Below are 15,603 nucleotides of genomic sequence, written 5' to 3'. Positions count from 1 at the left end.
GGGTGTAAGATATGACAATCATTAGCCGTTATATGGCTTTGGCCGTTCTGGTTACTACCGTTGCTTTGAGTGGATTTGCAAAAGCGGATACGGTCGAGAAATTTACTGATACATCCCGGATTGTATCCGTTGGCGGTGCGATAACAGAGATCGTTTATGCGCTTGGCGCTGGTGATATGCTTGTTGCACGGGATCAGACAAGCACATATCCAGAGCAGGTTCATGAACTTGTTGATATAGGTTATATGCGCCGTTTATCGCCGGAAGGCGTACTTTCGATCAATCCGACTGGCATTTTAATGTCAGAAGGCAGTGGCCCACCAGAAACTCTGGAAGTTCTGAAAAAAGCATCGGTTCCGATTGTCATGATCCCTGAATCCTATACGGGCGATGGCGTGATTGCAAAGATTGAAGCCATTGGTCACGCTTTTGGTCTTGAAGACAAAGCCAAAGAACTTGCAACAAATGTATCGCGTGATCTTGAAGTGGCTGCGAGCATTTCAGCCACTCAAAACCCTCGTAAACGTGTGCTTTTTATCATGGGTGTACGCGACGGACGTATTATGGCGTCCGGTACTGGCACGGGTGCAGATGGTATCATAAGCCTCGCAGGTGGTGTGAATGCCATCGACTCTTATCAGGGCTATAAGCAGTTGACTGTTGAAGCCATTGAAAAAGCTGCGCCCGATATGATTTTGACGATGAATATCGGCAAGGATAGCGTTCAGATAGAAGACCTTTTCAAGAACCCTGTTTTGGCGAATTCTCCTGCTGGCCGCAGCGGTAATATTGTTCAGATGGATTCGCTCTATCTGCTTGGTTTCGGTCCGCGGACTGGCGCAGCCAGCCGTGAACTGTCTGAAAAACTATACGGCACACAGGCTGCAAACTAAAATCTGTGCCTACCGTGATTGCAGATACAAAAGCATGCCGCACAGATGCATAATAAGGACATATATACATGACCAGCCATGATCATGCGGTAAAACCCGGAAGCTTTGTCGCGCCTGATCAAGCAGCAGTAAAACATGTTGGTGATCGCTCTGCCCGAGCACGTCTTGCTATTGTAATTCTGGCAATAGCTCTGTGTGTGACAGCGCTTTTCAGTCTTACTGCGGGTGCGTCTGACGCATCTGTTTTGACTGTATTGCGTGAATATGTTCTTGGCTCACAGGAAGGTGCAGAAGCATTTCGGCGTGATCACCTTATCATTATGGAAATCCGCCTGCCCCGCATTATTGTCGGCATATTGGTGGGTGCCTCACTCGCAGTGTCGGGCGCTGTGATGCAGGGGCTTTTCCGTAATCCGCTTGCTGATCCGGGACTGGTTGGTGTTTCTGCGGGTGCAAGTCTTGGTGCTGTTTCCATGATCGTTCTGGGGGGAACAGCATTTGCGCCACTTTATGTTTTGCTTGGATTATATGCATTGCCTCTGGCTGCATTCATTGGCGGCCTTATTACAACGCTTGTTCTTTATCGTGTGGCAACACGGCGTGGTCGTACATCAGTTGCAACCATGTTGCTGGCTGGTATCGCGCTTGGTGCATTGGCGGGAGCTGCCACAGGCACTCTCATTTATATTTCTGATGATCGTCAATTGCGCGATCTGACCTTCTGGGGGCTTGGATCGCTTGCCGGTGCAACATGGGGAAAGATCGGCACGGCTGGGCCGATTATTGCGGTTGTCCTTCTTGCAACACCATTTCTGGCACGTGGTCTTAACGCGCTTGCGCTGGGCGAGGCAGCGGCCGGGCATCTCGGTATTCCTGTTCAGCGTATCAAGAATGTTGCGATAGTAACCGTTGCTGCTGCAACGGGGGCGACAGTTGCGATATCGGGCGGTATTGGCTTTATCGGTATTGTCGTGCCGCACATGCTGCGCTTGAGTATCGGCCCGGACCATCGTTATTTATTGCCTTCGGCAGCATTGCTTGGCGCGATTATACTTTTGCTGGCAGATGCCGTCAGCCGAACCATTGTTGCACCTGCGGAACTGCCAATTGGCATTATCACCGCCGCCTGTGGTGCTCCCTTTTTCCTCTGGATATTGCTGCGTCAGCGCGGCGTTCTGGATCTATGAGGCCGTGATGATTAAAACCACAAATTTAAACGTATCCATCGGCAGCAAGTCCATTCTCGAGAATATCAACTTCATTGCACGCCCGGGTGAAGTTACGGCAATTGTCGGTCCTAATGGCTCTGGTAAAACAACATTGTTGCGCGCACTTTCTGGAGATATTGCTTATACTGGCTCAGCATATCTCGATGGTGAAGATTTCAGCAGCATCAAGCCATGGCGCATGGCGGCACGTCGTGCTGTGCTTCCGCAAGCCAGTGCGTTGTCATTTCCATTTACGGTTCGTGAGATTGTCCATATCGGTTTGACGGGTGGATTTAGTGGCGTAACAGGTGAAGAGCAGGAAAGACTGCCTGATCTTGCATTGGAGAAGGTTGATCTCGCTGGTTTTAGCGGCAGACTTTATCAGGAATTGTCCGGCGGCGAGCAACAGCGGGTACAGCTGGCTCGCGTTTTATGCCAGGTCTGGAAGCCTGTTGTAGATGGAAAACCACGCTATCTGTTTCTTGATGAGCCGATTTCCAGTCTCGACATAAAACATCAGATTGCTGTGATGGAAATTGCACGGGATTTTGCAGCGGCAGGTGGCGGGGTCATTGCCATTCTTCACGATTTGAACCTGACAGCCATGTTTGCAGATAGTATAGCTGTCATGCACAAAGGCAGACTAGATACAATTGGCACACCGCAAGATGCTTTGACTGATGAACGGCTTGAGCGGGTTTATGAATGCAGTTTGCGGGTCGGTATTCCACCTGCAAAAGGCGTCCCATTTGTGCTGCCCCAATCGGCTTTTGCCGCATCGCTTTGAGTATATGACGAAAGAAAAAAGGTTGAAAACCTGTTTGTTTTCAACCTTTCACCAATTTATAAATCATCAGCTTGTCAGCTGGCGACGCGTTCTATTTCAATATCTTCATCAAGCCCTAGCAGCGTACGAACATTCGTCCGGGACTTAACCAAATCGGCGATGCTATATTTCATCAAGACACCGAAGAATGCATTGAGCGCTTCGCGCAGAGCAGAATTAAGACCACAGCTATCAACCAATGGGCACTCTGTTGCATCGTTTTCGAAGCATTCAGCCATGGAGAAATTTTCTTCTGTTACGCGGACAACATCAAATAATGAAATATCCTTGGCAGCGCGTCCCAGGCGAACACCGCCATTGCGCCCACGGACAGTCTCGACAAGTTGATGCTCGACCAATGGCTGCAAAATCTTAAACAGAAAGAGCTCTGATACGCCATAAGCGCGAGCAATTTCAGGAACGCGGCTCAGTTTGCCGTCATTAGCGGCACAATACATAAGCATGCGAATGGCATAATTCGTCTGACGAGTAAGACGCATTTATTATTCCTTTCAGCACATCCTCTAGCTTTCAGACTGGACTGTCCTATCAAAAAGCTTTGCTTTTATTACACCACAATCTCCAATAGTCCGAATGAATACGGCTATTTAGACGATATGTGCCAGGCGCGTGCGTTTAGTTCGATTCTTTTTTAGAATTATTCTTAAGTATATGACAAAATTAATCATCTTTAAAGGGAAAAAACGCTTCTTTTCAATATGACATTAAAAACGGTACGCATTCAGAAAAAATAGTAATGGGCTTTTGAAAAGATACCTCCAAAACGCACAGATTGAGCATTTTCATCTTTGCATCTTAAGCGTGAAAAGTTTTAGGTCCTGCCCCTGGATGTCTAGCCTTTATCGGCTTGCTGGCAAACATCGATCCATTCAGCAGAAGCGAGTTCGGCCATCCGTTGCGGAGCGATTTTTACTGCGCTGTTCGTTGCACCTGCCGCAGGTACAACTTCATCAAAGGCTTGAAGTGATACGTCACAATAGACAGGCAGAGCCGCAGGCAAACCAAATGGGCACACACCTCCAACAGGGTGGCTGGTTTCATTCAGGACGCTCGTAGCATCCAGCATACGTGGTTTGCTTCCAAACTTATCTTTAAATTTACGATTATCAATACGCGCATCGCCGCGCGTTACCACAAGAATGGTCTGACCTTTAGATGTAAAGGATAATGTCTTGGCAATTTGCCCCGGCTCTACACCATGCGCTTCAGCCGCAAGCGCAACAGTCGCGGTACTGGTTGGCAATATGATAACCTCAATATCCGGTGCTTTATCAGCAAAGAACGCCTTGACCGATTCCAGGCTCATAAACTTCCTCTTTTTATGAATGTTTATCTCAAGCTATACACGATTATCCTTGGGGACAAGTGTGACAAGCATTGAATAGCCCTGCCCATAATTAATGGGAAGCTTCCAAGGCTGATTATCAATCTAGTGCTTCGCACCAAACCGGCGATTTATAACTGAAAGCAGAATGATTCTAGCGAGTATCTTAGGGTCAGGACCCTAGAGGTCATCAATATATTCGCCGCTGAGTTTGATCACATCCTGACATGTCTGAAAGGCGGATCGCCCCTGATATTATCAAAAAAACCTGCTTGCAGAAATTTCTCTTCTCCAGAATATTCAATTTAGTTGACAACGTTTCATTTTAGATAAATACATTATATAAATAGCTCATGGGAGGAGGAACCCGATGAATATAAGCAGCGTAGTCCGCAGTTTGTCTGCTAATCCGCGCGGTAAAAATCTGATAGCGAGCAGTTTGGCGATCTTGCTTGCAAGTTCGGTTGCTGCACATGCTCAGCCGGAAGGTGAACTTGTCATTCTTCAATGGATGTCTGGCTCAGATCTCGATACGGTTCGTGCACTTCAGAAAGCCTTCACGGAAAAATACCCGGATGTTACGGTAAAAGAAATTCCGGTTACATGGTCCGGCGATCCCAGAGGCGGCCTGCGGACAGCTTTATTGGGCGGTGAAAGCGCTGACCTGATGGTGAATACCTGGCCTTCATTCCGTTCTGAGCTTGTTGATGCTGGTTTATTGCGCCCTATGAGCAAGTCATATGACGCTATGAAATGGAATGATAAACTGGATTCCACCTGGAAAGATCTCGGTACAGTCTCAGGAGATCTTTACGGTATAACCTTCTCGTATGGCGATCGTAGCGGACTTTGGTACAATAAAGAGACTTTCAAAAAAGCTGGCATTGAAAATGTTCCGCAAGATTGGGCCGGACTTCTGGATTCGATTCAAAAGCTCAATGCCTCTGGCGTCACAGCATGGGTAATCCCAGCCAAATTCTGGGCACATGCAGAGGTTTTTGAAACACTTCTTTTGCGTCAAGCCGGTGCAGATTTTTCTAAAAAACTAGCCGCGCATGAAGTGCCCTGGACCGACGAGAACGTAAAGGCCGCATTGCGTAAATGGCGTGAATTGCTGGATGCTGGTTGTTGCGGCGATGTTTCTACCATGCTGGGCATGGAATGGGATAATGCTGCCGATAAAGTGCTAAAAGAAGGTACGGGCGGCATGTTCCAGATGGGAATGTGGGTCTCTAACCGTGCAGATTCTATTTATAAGCTGGATCCTTCGCAATATGGGTTGTTCCAATTCCCGGCCATGGGGCTTGGTCACGACAATGCCACCAGCGTAGATGCCAAGGAATTTGTTTCGCTTTCTACCGGAAGCAATCCTGAAACTGCCGATGCTTTCATAGATTTTACACTCAGCGAAGAAGGCAGCGCAATTATTGCCAAGGCAGGACTGGCATCTCCGTCCAAGGCCACGGACACAACACTATATCTTCCCGCAGTGCAGGCCTCCAATAGCTTTGTGTCTGGTGCCGAAGCGGCTTTTGTGCTGGGCGACAGCCTGCCGGGTGATCTTGGTGACGAATATCGTGTTCAATTGCAGCGCTTTCTTCAGGACCCGAGTGATGCCAATATTGATATCGTAACGGCAGCAATCGAAGAAAAGGCTAAAGGGCTGTATTGATGAGCGCCTTGACCGTTAAACCGTGGAGCAGCAGGATCAGGCACATCCTGCACACGGAGAGAGGGGCAGCCTTTATCCTTCTCGCGCCTGTAGTCATCCTGTTCACATGGGCGGTAGTCTACCCGCTTTTTGAAACCATACGTCTTTCCTTTTATGAGATTCGTGGTTTGTCACCTGCAAAATGGGCAGGGTTGAAGAACTATGTGATGCTCGCCGGAGATGCCAGCTTTCGTATGGCTTTATGGACGACACTGATCTGGACCGTGGCGACCACGGTCCTTTCAGTGGGCATTGGCTGGGGACTGGCTGTGATGTGTTCGCTTGCACCGCGGATAACGTTACCATTCCGGGTCATGATCTTCATGACCTACGGGATCGCTGAGGCTGTAAGTGGTTTCATCTGGCTTGGTATATATCGTCCCGGCGAAAGTGGAATGCTGAATGCAATCCTGAACGCCATCGGGCTTGAAACACTGACACGTGCCTGGCTGGGAGACGTATCGACCGCACTGGGTGGCGTGATTGTTGCCTATGCCTGGACACAGGTCGGTCTGCCACTCATGACGTGTTTTGCATCCATTCAGACAATATCGAAAAGCGTTCTGGAAGCGGCATATATTGATGGCGCCAAACCGGTCTCAATGATGCGTCATATCATATTGCCTCTCTCGATGCCCGGTCTCAAGGTTGCAATATTCATTAATCTGCTAGGCTCTCTGAGAGCCTTCGATATGATCTTCGTCCTCACCGGAGGCGGCCCCGTCCGCTCGACTGAAACCGTGGGCTATTTTATGTTCCGTGAGTCAATGATGCAGTTCAAACTCGGTTATGGTGCAGCGGCAACCGTAATCTTGCTGGCTTCAGTACTCTTCGTTTCCATTCCATTAGTGCGTCAGCGCACCAGAGAGGCGAAATGAATATACGTGCTCCCTGGTGGGTGCCACTTCTTGTTGGCACAATGGCATTCCTTTGGATAATTCCGGTGATCGGTCTGGTGATGACTTCGTTACGCCCCGCGGCTGACATCGCAGCGGGCGGCTGGTGGTCGCTTCATAACGTTCGTTTCACGTTTGATGCCTGGCATACGGTATGGACAAAATATCCACTTGCCTCGGCCTTTTGGTCGTCTCTTAAACTGACTGGCCTTGCGACAGTGCTCACTCTGCTTCTTGCACCGGCTGCGGCTTATGCCTTTCAGTTTTTACGCTTCCCAGGGCGGCGTTTGTTGCTGCTGCTCATCGTGAATTCATTTGTTCTACCGCAACAGGTCGTCATCATACCGCTTTTTACGCTATGGCGCGAACTTGGCATGATTGATAATGTCTGGGCTGTGCTCATCCCATTCGTTGGCCTGTCTTTTGCCTGGTCGATTTTCCTCGTTCAAAGCTTTATGCAGGAATTTCCCAAAGAGCTTGTAGAAGCTGCAAAGGTCGATGGATGCTCGCCCATTGGCACATTCTTTCATGTTGTGTTGCCCAATTCGATTACTCCGCTGGCAACAGTTGGCATTCTTCAATTCCTCTGGTGCTGGAATTCGATGCTGCTGCCTATGCTCTATCTTCGAACAGAAATACCGCTGACGGTTTTGCTGGCACGCATTGCTGGTTCTTTTGAACCTAATCTTGATCAACAATCTGTTGCTGCAATTGTTACCATGGCTGTTCCGCTGGTTGTGTTCATCCTATTCCAGAAGTTTTTTAACGCTGATGCTAAAAACCGCTCAGGCGGCAAAGAATGAAGCAGAACGACAATTGTGGAAGCAGGCATATGGCATCTGACGAACGTAAAAAACGCGCAACAATAAATGATGTAGCCGAGTTGGCTGGCGTCGCTGTTGGCACTGTGTCACGTTATTTGAATAATATGGAAATTCGCAAATCCAACCGGCAGGAAATAGAACGCGCCATTGAAACACTGGGCTTTCAGCGCAATGCTATCGCCGCCGCCATGAAAAATGTACGGACTGGTTTGATTGGCTTGCTGGTACCGGTTTTTGATGAATTTCATGCGGAATTGCTCAATCATCTTGTTCGCGTCTTCCGTCAGGAAAACTGCTCGATAATCACCTATTGCCACGATAGCGATGCCGGACTTTTACGAAATGCAATAGACTTTTTTGCAGGCCAGCGGATTGACGCACTCATTATGGCCGGCTCACCGGATGCTGCACAATCCGTTGCACATCTAATCGACCTGAACATTCCAGTCGTCATTTATAATAATGATGTAGCAGGACCAAAAGTTGATCGCGTGTTCGTTGATAATGCGAATGCAAGTTTCCGGGCAGTTAGCCACCTGATTGAAACAGGGCATAAAAGGATTGCTCATATAAGTGGTGCATCCACAGATTCATCAGGTGTTCAACGCCGGGAAGGATATGAACGGGCGCTGCAAGCGCATGGTATCGCATTGCGCGGAGAATATCTGCAACAAAGCAACTGGTCTTTGGAAAGCGGCTACGACGCCGTACAGACACTTATGTCTCTTTCAGAACCACCAACTGCGGTCTATTGCGCCAACTACCAGATGACTATGGGGGTTTTGGAATGGATGCGCGAGCATCGATTATCAACACCTGATGACCTGGCGATTGTCAGTTTCGATGATGTCGAATTGTTTCGTCTTTATGATGGCGGCGTCACGGCTGTAGCACAGCCTGTCCCCCAGATTGCCAATTCGATTAAATCCTACGTCATGTCACGCTTACTGGGAGGCGATGTACCGGACATACGATCCCGAACACTCGACTGCGATATCATTCTGCGTGGTTCAAGCGGTAAGCCAATAGCCCGTAATCAGGAATGAAGGGCATATTCATCCAGAGGGTGATCAGAGGAGAAAAATATGGCTACGGTTGAGCTGAAGAGTGTAGGAAAACAATATGGAACTGTTAAGGTCATTGACAGTGTTGACCTTGCCCTTGATGACGGCTCGCTGACGGTTTTCGTTGGTCCGTCTGGTTGCGGCAAGTCAACCCTGCTGCGCATGATCGCAGGGCTTGAGCCAATCACCAAAGGTGACATATGCATCGATGGCCGCCGCATCAATGATGCCACGCCAACGGAACGCGGTGTGGCCATGGTGTTTCAGAATTATGCATTATATCCGCATATGAGCGTCCGCGATAATATCGGATTTCCGTTACGCATGGCAAACATGAAGCGGGCTGAAATCACCGAGCGTGTTAACAATGCGGCGAAGCGCCTGCGTATAGAATCTTTGCTGGACCGCAAACCTGCAGCGCTTTCCGGCGGGCAGCGCCAACGCGTTGCTATTGGCCGCTCGATCGTCCGGGATCCTTCTGTATTTCTGTTCGATGAACCTTTGTCCAATCTGGATGCCGAGTTACGTGTCAAGATGCGACTGGAAATTGCAGAACTGCACAGATCACTGTCTTCAACCATGATCTATGTAACGCATGATCAGGTGGAAGCGATGACACTTGCCGACCGGATCGTGGTTCTAAGAGCTGGCCGCGTCGAACAATCCGGCTCACCCATGCAGCTCTATGATGATCCAGACAACATGTTTGTGGCTGGTTTCATTGGCTCGCCACGCATGAACTTTCTGCCCGGCCATATTATCGCAAAAGCACAGAACCATGTCACAATCCGTCTTGATGAATTCGACAATGTTGAACTCAAAATGCCAGTCAATGCGCCCGTCAAGGCAGGCAGCCCCGTTACGATCGGCATTCGCCCGGAACATTTTTCAACTGATGCTGAAACCAGCTTTCCAATCAGGATTGATGTCGTTGAAAGTCTGGGCGGCAGCTCTTACGGTTATGCAGGCATCAGCCGTGATGAAGCATTGACTGTCAATCTTGGCGACAACCGCACAGTCAACGCAGGAGATATCATTCAAACTGGATTTGAGCCTGAAAAAGCTTTCCTTTTTGATCCCCAATCCGGTGCCCGCCTACGCTGACACTCGATATCACAGCCGACATTGCCACGTCTTATGCCCGTTTTCCGCGCTTAACACCCTCATCACAGACGCATGAGAACGATAGGCAAGATGAGATGTGTTGCTTAATCCTCTTATTTTTCGCAAGGAATTCTATCAATGACAGCCAACCAGCTATGGTATGATCGCCCCGCTGCCATATGGACGGAGGCCCTGCCCGTTGGCAATGGCAGGCTGGGGGCCATGGTGTTTGGTGGTGACTGGAGTGAACGGCTTCAGATCAACGAAAGCACTTTCTGGAATGGTGGCCCTTACCAGCCCGTCAATCATTCAGCATCTGAAACGCTGCCAGAAGTTCGGCGCCTGATCCTTGAAGGTAAATATCAAGATGCCGAGCGCCTGGCCACTCAGAGCGCGATGGCTGATCCCGACCTTCAGACATCATATCAGCCAATCGGCGATGTTCGTTTCAGTATGCATCACGATATGAACATTACTGGTTATCGCCGTAAACTTGATCTCAGTACAGCGGTTGCTGAAACGCAATATCAATGCCAGGGAATAACGTTTCGACGCGAAGTTTTTGCCACCGCTATTCATAATGTGCTGGTGTGCCGTCTTAGTGCCGATCGCCCGGGTGCTTTATCGATGAGTGTTCTGCTAAGCAGTCCACAAAATGGTGAACCTGTCGATGTTGTGAATGCGACGCTTGGTTATGATGGGCATAACCGTCGGCAAAACGGTATTCAAGGTGCACTGAATTTTGCGTTCCGGGTTAGAGTGTTAGCGGATGGCGGGCTAATCGATACCGGCCCGGAAACCGTTCGTGTGCTGGAAGCCGATAGTGTTATTTTGCTCATAGATGCAGGCACCAACTTCCGACGTTATGACGATGTCAGCGGAAACCCGCAAGCCGATGTGCTGGCACGGCTCGATGCCGCTGCAAAAATACCCTATGATACCCTGCTGGCAGCGCATATAGCCGAACACAAACGTCTGTTTGATACGATGTCCATTTCATTATCTACCAGGGCAGAGCCTGCGCTGACAACAGACAAGCGTATCGCTAATTATATGCAGGGCGATGATCCTTCCCTCGCAGCGCTTTACGTTCAATATGGGCGATATCTTGGAATTTCGTGCTCGCGCCCGGGTACGCAGCCGGCTAACTTGCAGGGCATCTGGAATGAAGACATTCTGCCAGCCTGGAACAGCAAATATACTGTCAATATCAATACAGAGATGAACTACTGGCTAGCCGATCCTGCAAATCTCTCTGAAACATTTCTACCGCTTCTGGAAATGATGGAGGATATTGCGCAAACAGGCCAAGAAATGGCTCGCGTTCACTATGGAGCACGCGGTTTTGTTCTGCATCATAACACGGATCTGTGGCGTGCTACTGGCCCAATCGATGGACCACATTGGGGACTTTGGCCAATGGGTGGTGCATGGCTGAGCGTTCAGCTTTATGATCACTACCGCTTTAACCCCAACCTGAAACTTCTTTCACGCATCTACCCGATCCTCAAAGGTGCGGCAGAATTTGCTTTAGACACATTAATTACTTTACCTGGAAGTGACTATCTCGTTACCTGTCCATCCCTTTCTCCAGAAAACTCCCACCCCTTTGGTTCGTCGCTATGCGCAGGTCCCGCCATGGACCGACAGATTCTGCGCGATCTTTTTGACGCAGTAGCAGAAGCATCGGTTCTGTTAGAATGTGATGTCGATCTGCGTTCTGCGGTCATGGCTGCTCGCAATCGCCTTCCGGCAGATCGTATTGGGCAGGCCGGACAGTTGCAGGAATGGCTGGAAGACTGGGATGTCGAAGCGCCTGAACAAGACCATCGTCATGTTTCACATCTTTATGCATTGTATCCAAGTTTGCAAATTGACCCGCTGGAGACAGCTGAGCTGGCAAAAGCAGCACAAGTTGCACTTGAACGTCGCGGCGATGAAGCCACTGGCTGGGGAATTGGCTGGCGGCTTAATCTATGGGCACGACTTGGAAATGGTGCAAAGGCGCAGCAAGTTCTCAATCTCCTGTTATCGCCGGAACGTACCTATCCAAATCTCATGGATGCACATCCTCCGTTTCAAATTGATGGAAATTTTGGCGGTGCGGCCGGGATTCTGGAAATGCTGGTACAATCGAGACCGGGAGAAATACGCCTGTTGCCTGCACTGCCGGAAAAATGGTCAGAAGGCCGTGTGAGCGGTATTCGTGTAAGAGGTGGGCATGTAATAGATATGGAATGGAGCGACAGAACGATCACCTTGCTGACAATCAAAGGTGGATCGGACTGCACAATTTCAATCCGCCATCCTCAAGGCATCAAGGACATCCAAGTGCTTGCTGATTGCGTTGTTAGAGTAATTGGTTAGAGCATTTCCCAGTGAAAGCGAAGCATTGGAAATGCTCTGATCGAAATTATTTGCATCCTTCCTGAGGTCAGATCAGGTTGACCCATCCGCCATTTTTGTTCGATGATCGGACACAGGCATCAATGAATGCAACGCCTTTGACGCCATCATCGACGGTTGGATAAATAACCGCGCTGTCGAGACTTCTATTGTCACGTTTGGCCTCAATAGCATTAGCTGCTTCCGTGTAAATTGTTGCGAATGCTTCAAGATAACCTTCAGGGTGGCCGCTCGGGATACGCGTTACACGTGTTGCAGAGGCGCCTACACCCGCGCCGCCACGGGTAATCAGCCGCTTTTGTTCACCAAACGGTGTGAACCACAGCCGGTTTGGATCTTCCTGAGCCCATTCAATGCCGCCTTTGGTCCCATAAACACGAAGACGCAGCGCATTTTCATTACCCGGTGCCACCTGACTGCACCAGAGCATACCCTTGGCCCCACCGGCAAAACGCAGCATGACATGCGCATTATCATCAAGGCGACGGCCTTCAACAAAACTGTCAAGGTCCGCCGCCAGGCTTTCAAGCGTCAGGCCGGTAACGAAGGATGCAAGATTAAAGGCATGGGTGCCAATATCGCCCGTTGCTCCACCAAGGCCTGATTGTGCCGGGTCCGTGCGCCATACAGCACCCTTTGCTCCGGTTTCCTCCACGGCTTCAGTGAGCCAATCCTGCGCATATTCTACCTGAACAACACGTAAATCACCCAGTTCGCCATTAGCAATCATTTCGCGGGCCTGACGCACCATTGGATAGCCGGTGTAGTTGTGAGTCAGGACGAACAGTGCCCCGCTCTCATCGGCCACTTTCTTAAGCTTCTTTGCATCCGCTAAAGTGGAGGTCAGGGGCTTGTCACAGATCACATGAATACCACGGCGCAGAAATTCCTTAGCTGCATCATAATGCACATGATTTGGCGTGACGATCGCTACTGCTTCAATGCCATTCTTAAGCCGCGCTTCGCGGATCGCCATTTCTTTATAGCTTGAATAAATACGATCTTCGGCCAGTCCAAGTTCACGTCCGGACGCCTGCGCTTTTTCGGCTGAGGACGAGAGTGCGCCTGCCACCAGCTCAAAGCGATTATCGAGACGCGATGCCATGCGATGCACGCCGCCGATAAACGCGCCTGCACCACCGCCAACCATTCCAAGCCGTATGCGAGGATGGGCTGTTTCCTTGTTTTTTGCTTCAATGGTCATTGGAGTACCTTATAATCCCAGCATACGACGATTGGCAGCATCATCCGTGCCGCCAGCGGCGAAATCATCGAATGCTTTTTCAGTCACGCGAATGATATGATGTTTAACGAATTCGGCCCCCTCACGCGCACCGTCTTCGGGGTGTTTGAGTGCGCATTCCCATTCGACAACAGCCCATCCATCAAAATCATTGGCAGCCATTTTCGAAAACACAGCACCGAAATCGACCTGGCCATCGCCAAGCGAGCGGAAACGGCCAGCGCGATTGACCCAGCCCTGATAGCCGCCATAAACACCCTGACGTCCTGTCGGATTAAACTCGGCATCCTTGACGTGAAACATCCTGATCCGGTCTTTATAGATGTCGATATTGTCGAGATAATCGAGACATTGCAGCACGTAGTGCGATGGATCATAGAGCATATTCGCACGCGCATGATTCTTCACACGCTCAAGAAACATCTCGAATGTCACACCATCATGCAGGTCTTCACCCGGATGGATTTCATAGCAGATATCCACGCCATGTTCTTCTGCATGATCAAGGATTGGCAGCCAGCGACGCGCCAATTCATCAAAGGCAGCCTCGACCAGACCGGCAGGGCGTTGCGGCCATGGATAGACAAACGGCCAAGCTAAGGCACCTGAGAAGGTTGCGTGTGCGCCAATTCCAAGATTGCGGGAGGCGCGGATGGCCATTTTCACCTGCTCGACAGCCCATGCCTGACGCGCTTTTGGATTGCCGCGCACTTCCGGCACAGCAAAGCCGTCGAAAGCTTCATCATAGGCTGGATGAACCGCAATAAGCTGGCCCTGCAAATGCGTCGAAAGCTCGGTAACTTCTACACCGTTTTCACGCGCAACACCGGCAAATTCATCACAATAATCTTTAGATTCGGAAGCCTTCTTCAGATCGATCAACTGGCTTGCCCAGGTCGGCACCTGTACGCCAGCATAGCCTTTTTCTGCTGCCCATTTGGTAATGCCCTCCCATGTATTGAATGGTGCTTCATCGCCCGCAAACTGCCCGAGGAAAATCCCGGGGCCTTTGATCGTTTTCATCAAAAACTCTCCAAATGAAACTGTAACTTATATTGCTTAAGCAAATACGCGCCCGACAAAGCAGGCGCGTATTTCAAGATCAAAACGGAGAATCCGGGAAATAGAACTCTTCAGCGTTGTCTTTGGTGATCAAGGTTGCATCAAGAATATATTCGCCGCTTACAGGCACCTGATCATAGAAGTGGCTGGCAGCCAGTTCCATTGCTGTTGACACCATTGCAGGCGGATAGAGTACATCAACAGGCATAAGCTTGTCGCCATCCATGACCTTTTTGATCATGTCCTTGGAGCCAGCACCGCCGATAACATACTGGATATCATCGCGGTTTGCCTGTTTGATAGCTTCCAGCACACCAACCGCCATATCGTCATCCTGACACCAGACAACATCGATCTTCGGATATTTGGTCAGGAAGTCCTGCATGACGCGGAAGGCATCATCACGGTTCCAGTTGCCATATTGACGATCAAGAATCTTGACGTTTGTGCCTTCAATACCCTTGTCGAAACCATCCTGGCGCTGCTGATCGATGGGGATAGGCATGCCACGAATAACGACAACCTGAGCATCAGGGGTGTTTTTCGCAATATATTCACCTGCGACCTGACCGAGAGCCGGATTGTTGCCCGCTATATAAAGATCGCGGATGGAATTGTCATTGTTGCTCGGTGCACGGTCAACAAGCGCTACAAAAGTACCCTTATCCTTGATTTCCTTGATCGCATTGACCAGTGGATCGGGATCCGTCGGCAATACGACAAGCCCGTCAAGTCCCTGCACGGCAAGATCCTGCAATGCATTGGCCTGATTGGCTGCATCCGGTGAGGTCTTGACGATGACGTTAAGACCAGGATGCTCCTGCATCAGAAGTTTTGCCACACGCTCAGCATGATAAACGACACCAGCTGTCCAGCCATGATCTGCAGCCGGGATCGATACACCGATCGTGACTTTTTTATCCTGCGCGTTTGCAATGCCAGTAAAGGCCATTGTTCCGATAGCAAGTGCTCCGGCAGCGAGAGCTGCAAAAGCAACGCTTAAAAATTTCCCTTTCATTCC

General features: G+C 49.8%; 14 protein-coding genes. 9 read left to right on the top strand and 5 right to left on the bottom strand.

Going from position 1 to position 15,603, the window contains the following annotated elements; all coding sequences use genetic code 11:
• The first annotated feature begins 11 nt into the window (after window positions 1–11).
• The 3 genes from FHY56_RS00620 (at window position 12) to FHY56_RS00610 (ending at window position 2,888) form a co-directional block, all read left to right on the top strand.
• On the top strand, window positions 12–893 hold the full coding sequence (locus FHY56_RS00620) for a heme/hemin ABC transporter substrate-binding protein (RefSeq protein ID WP_140903248.1): 882 nt from the start codon (window positions 12–14) through the stop codon (window positions 891–893).
• Window positions 894–961: 68 nt separating this feature from the next.
• A complete protein-coding gene (locus FHY56_RS00615) occupies window positions 962–2,080 on the top strand; it encodes a FecCD family ABC transporter permease (protein WP_140903247.1) in 1,119 nt (372 codons plus the stop codon).
• A 7-nt stretch (window positions 2,081–2,087) separates the two neighbouring features.
• Complete coding sequence (locus FHY56_RS00610) at window positions 2,088–2,888, top strand: heme ABC transporter ATP-binding protein (RefSeq protein WP_140903246.1); 801 nt, start codon at window positions 2,088–2,090, stop codon at window positions 2,886–2,888.
• Window positions 2,889–2,962: 74 nt separating this feature from the next.
• On the opposite strand, the gene rirA is transcribed toward FHY56_RS00610, so the two are convergent.
• Together rirA and FHY56_RS00600 are read right to left on the bottom strand one after the other, a co-directional pair.
• Window positions 2,963–3,427 (bottom strand): iron-responsive transcriptional regulator RirA, encoded by a 465-nt coding sequence (rirA, locus tag FHY56_RS00605; RefSeq protein ID WP_140903245.1) that lies wholly within the window; start codon window positions 3,425–3,427, stop codon window positions 2,963–2,965.
• 353 nt (window positions 3,428–3,780) lie between these two features.
• Window positions 3,781–4,254, bottom strand: coding sequence for a YbaK/EbsC family protein (locus FHY56_RS00600; protein WP_140903244.1), 474 nt, complete (start codon window positions 4,252–4,254; stop codon window positions 3,781–3,783).
• A gap of 388 nt (window positions 4,255–4,642) precedes the next feature.
• Between FHY56_RS00600 and FHY56_RS00595 the strand changes: the two genes are divergently transcribed.
• The 6 genes from FHY56_RS00595 (at window position 4,643) to FHY56_RS00570 (ending at window position 12,238) form a co-directional block, all read left to right on the top strand.
• Window positions 4,643–5,944, top strand: coding sequence for an ABC transporter substrate-binding protein (locus FHY56_RS00595; protein WP_140903243.1), 1,302 nt, complete (start codon window positions 4,643–4,645; stop codon window positions 5,942–5,944).
• On the top strand, window positions 5,944–6,861 hold the full coding sequence (locus FHY56_RS00590; RefSeq protein WP_140903242.1) for a carbohydrate ABC transporter permease: 918 nt from the start codon (window positions 5,944–5,946) through the stop codon (window positions 6,859–6,861). The genes FHY56_RS00595 and FHY56_RS00590 overlap by 1 nt, the downstream gene beginning before the upstream one ends.
• Window positions 6,858–7,682 (top strand): carbohydrate ABC transporter permease, encoded by an 825-nt coding sequence (locus tag FHY56_RS00585; protein ID WP_140903241.1) that lies wholly within the window; start codon window positions 6,858–6,860, stop codon window positions 7,680–7,682. The genes FHY56_RS00590 and FHY56_RS00585 overlap by 4 nt, the downstream gene beginning before the upstream one ends.
• The gene (locus tag FHY56_RS00580) at window positions 7,679–8,749 is read left to right on the top strand and encodes a LacI family DNA-binding transcriptional regulator (RefSeq protein WP_235889388.1); all 1,071 of its coding nucleotides are present in this window, start codon (window positions 7,679–7,681) and stop codon (window positions 8,747–8,749) included. The genes FHY56_RS00585 and FHY56_RS00580 overlap by 4 nt, the downstream gene beginning before the upstream one ends.
• 39 nt (window positions 8,750–8,788) lie before the next feature.
• Complete coding sequence (locus tag FHY56_RS00575) at window positions 8,789–9,871, top strand: ABC transporter ATP-binding protein (protein ID WP_140903240.1); 1,083 nt, start codon at window positions 8,789–8,791, stop codon at window positions 9,869–9,871.
• Between the two features lie 138 nt (window positions 9,872–10,009).
• On the top strand, window positions 10,010–12,238 hold the full coding sequence (locus FHY56_RS00570) for a glycoside hydrolase family 95 protein (protein ID WP_140903239.1): 2,229 nt from the start codon (window positions 10,010–10,012) through the stop codon (window positions 12,236–12,238).
• Between the two features lie 67 nt (window positions 12,239–12,305).
• Here FHY56_RS00570 and FHY56_RS00565 read toward each other — a convergent pair whose 3' ends face one another.
• The 3 genes from FHY56_RS00565 to FHY56_RS00555 all read right to left on the bottom strand — a co-directional run bounded on the left by FHY56_RS00565 (window position 12,306) and on the right by FHY56_RS00555 (window position 15,600).
• On the bottom strand, window positions 12,306–13,481 hold the full coding sequence (locus FHY56_RS00565; RefSeq protein ID WP_140903238.1) for a Gfo/Idh/MocA family protein: 1,176 nt from the start codon (window positions 13,479–13,481) through the stop codon (window positions 12,306–12,308).
• 9 nt (window positions 13,482–13,490) lie between these two features.
• Window positions 13,491–14,543 (bottom strand): sugar phosphate isomerase/epimerase family protein, encoded by a 1,053-nt coding sequence (locus FHY56_RS00560; protein ID WP_140903237.1) that lies wholly within the window; start codon window positions 14,541–14,543, stop codon window positions 13,491–13,493.
• 79 nt (window positions 14,544–14,622) lie between these two features.
• On the bottom strand, window positions 14,623–15,600 hold the full coding sequence (locus FHY56_RS00555; protein WP_140903236.1) for a substrate-binding domain-containing protein: 978 nt from the start codon (window positions 15,598–15,600) through the stop codon (window positions 14,623–14,625).
• Window positions 15,601–15,603 lie beyond the last annotated feature (3 nt).

Origin of the sequence: Brucella gallinifaecis, assembly GCF_006476605.1 — a bacterium.
Classification (GTDB): domain Bacteria; phylum Pseudomonadota; class Alphaproteobacteria; order Rhizobiales; family Rhizobiaceae; genus Brucella; species Brucella gallinifaecis.
Note: the sequence above shows the minus strand (reverse complement) of the source record. Positions and strands in the feature narration are given on the sequence as shown.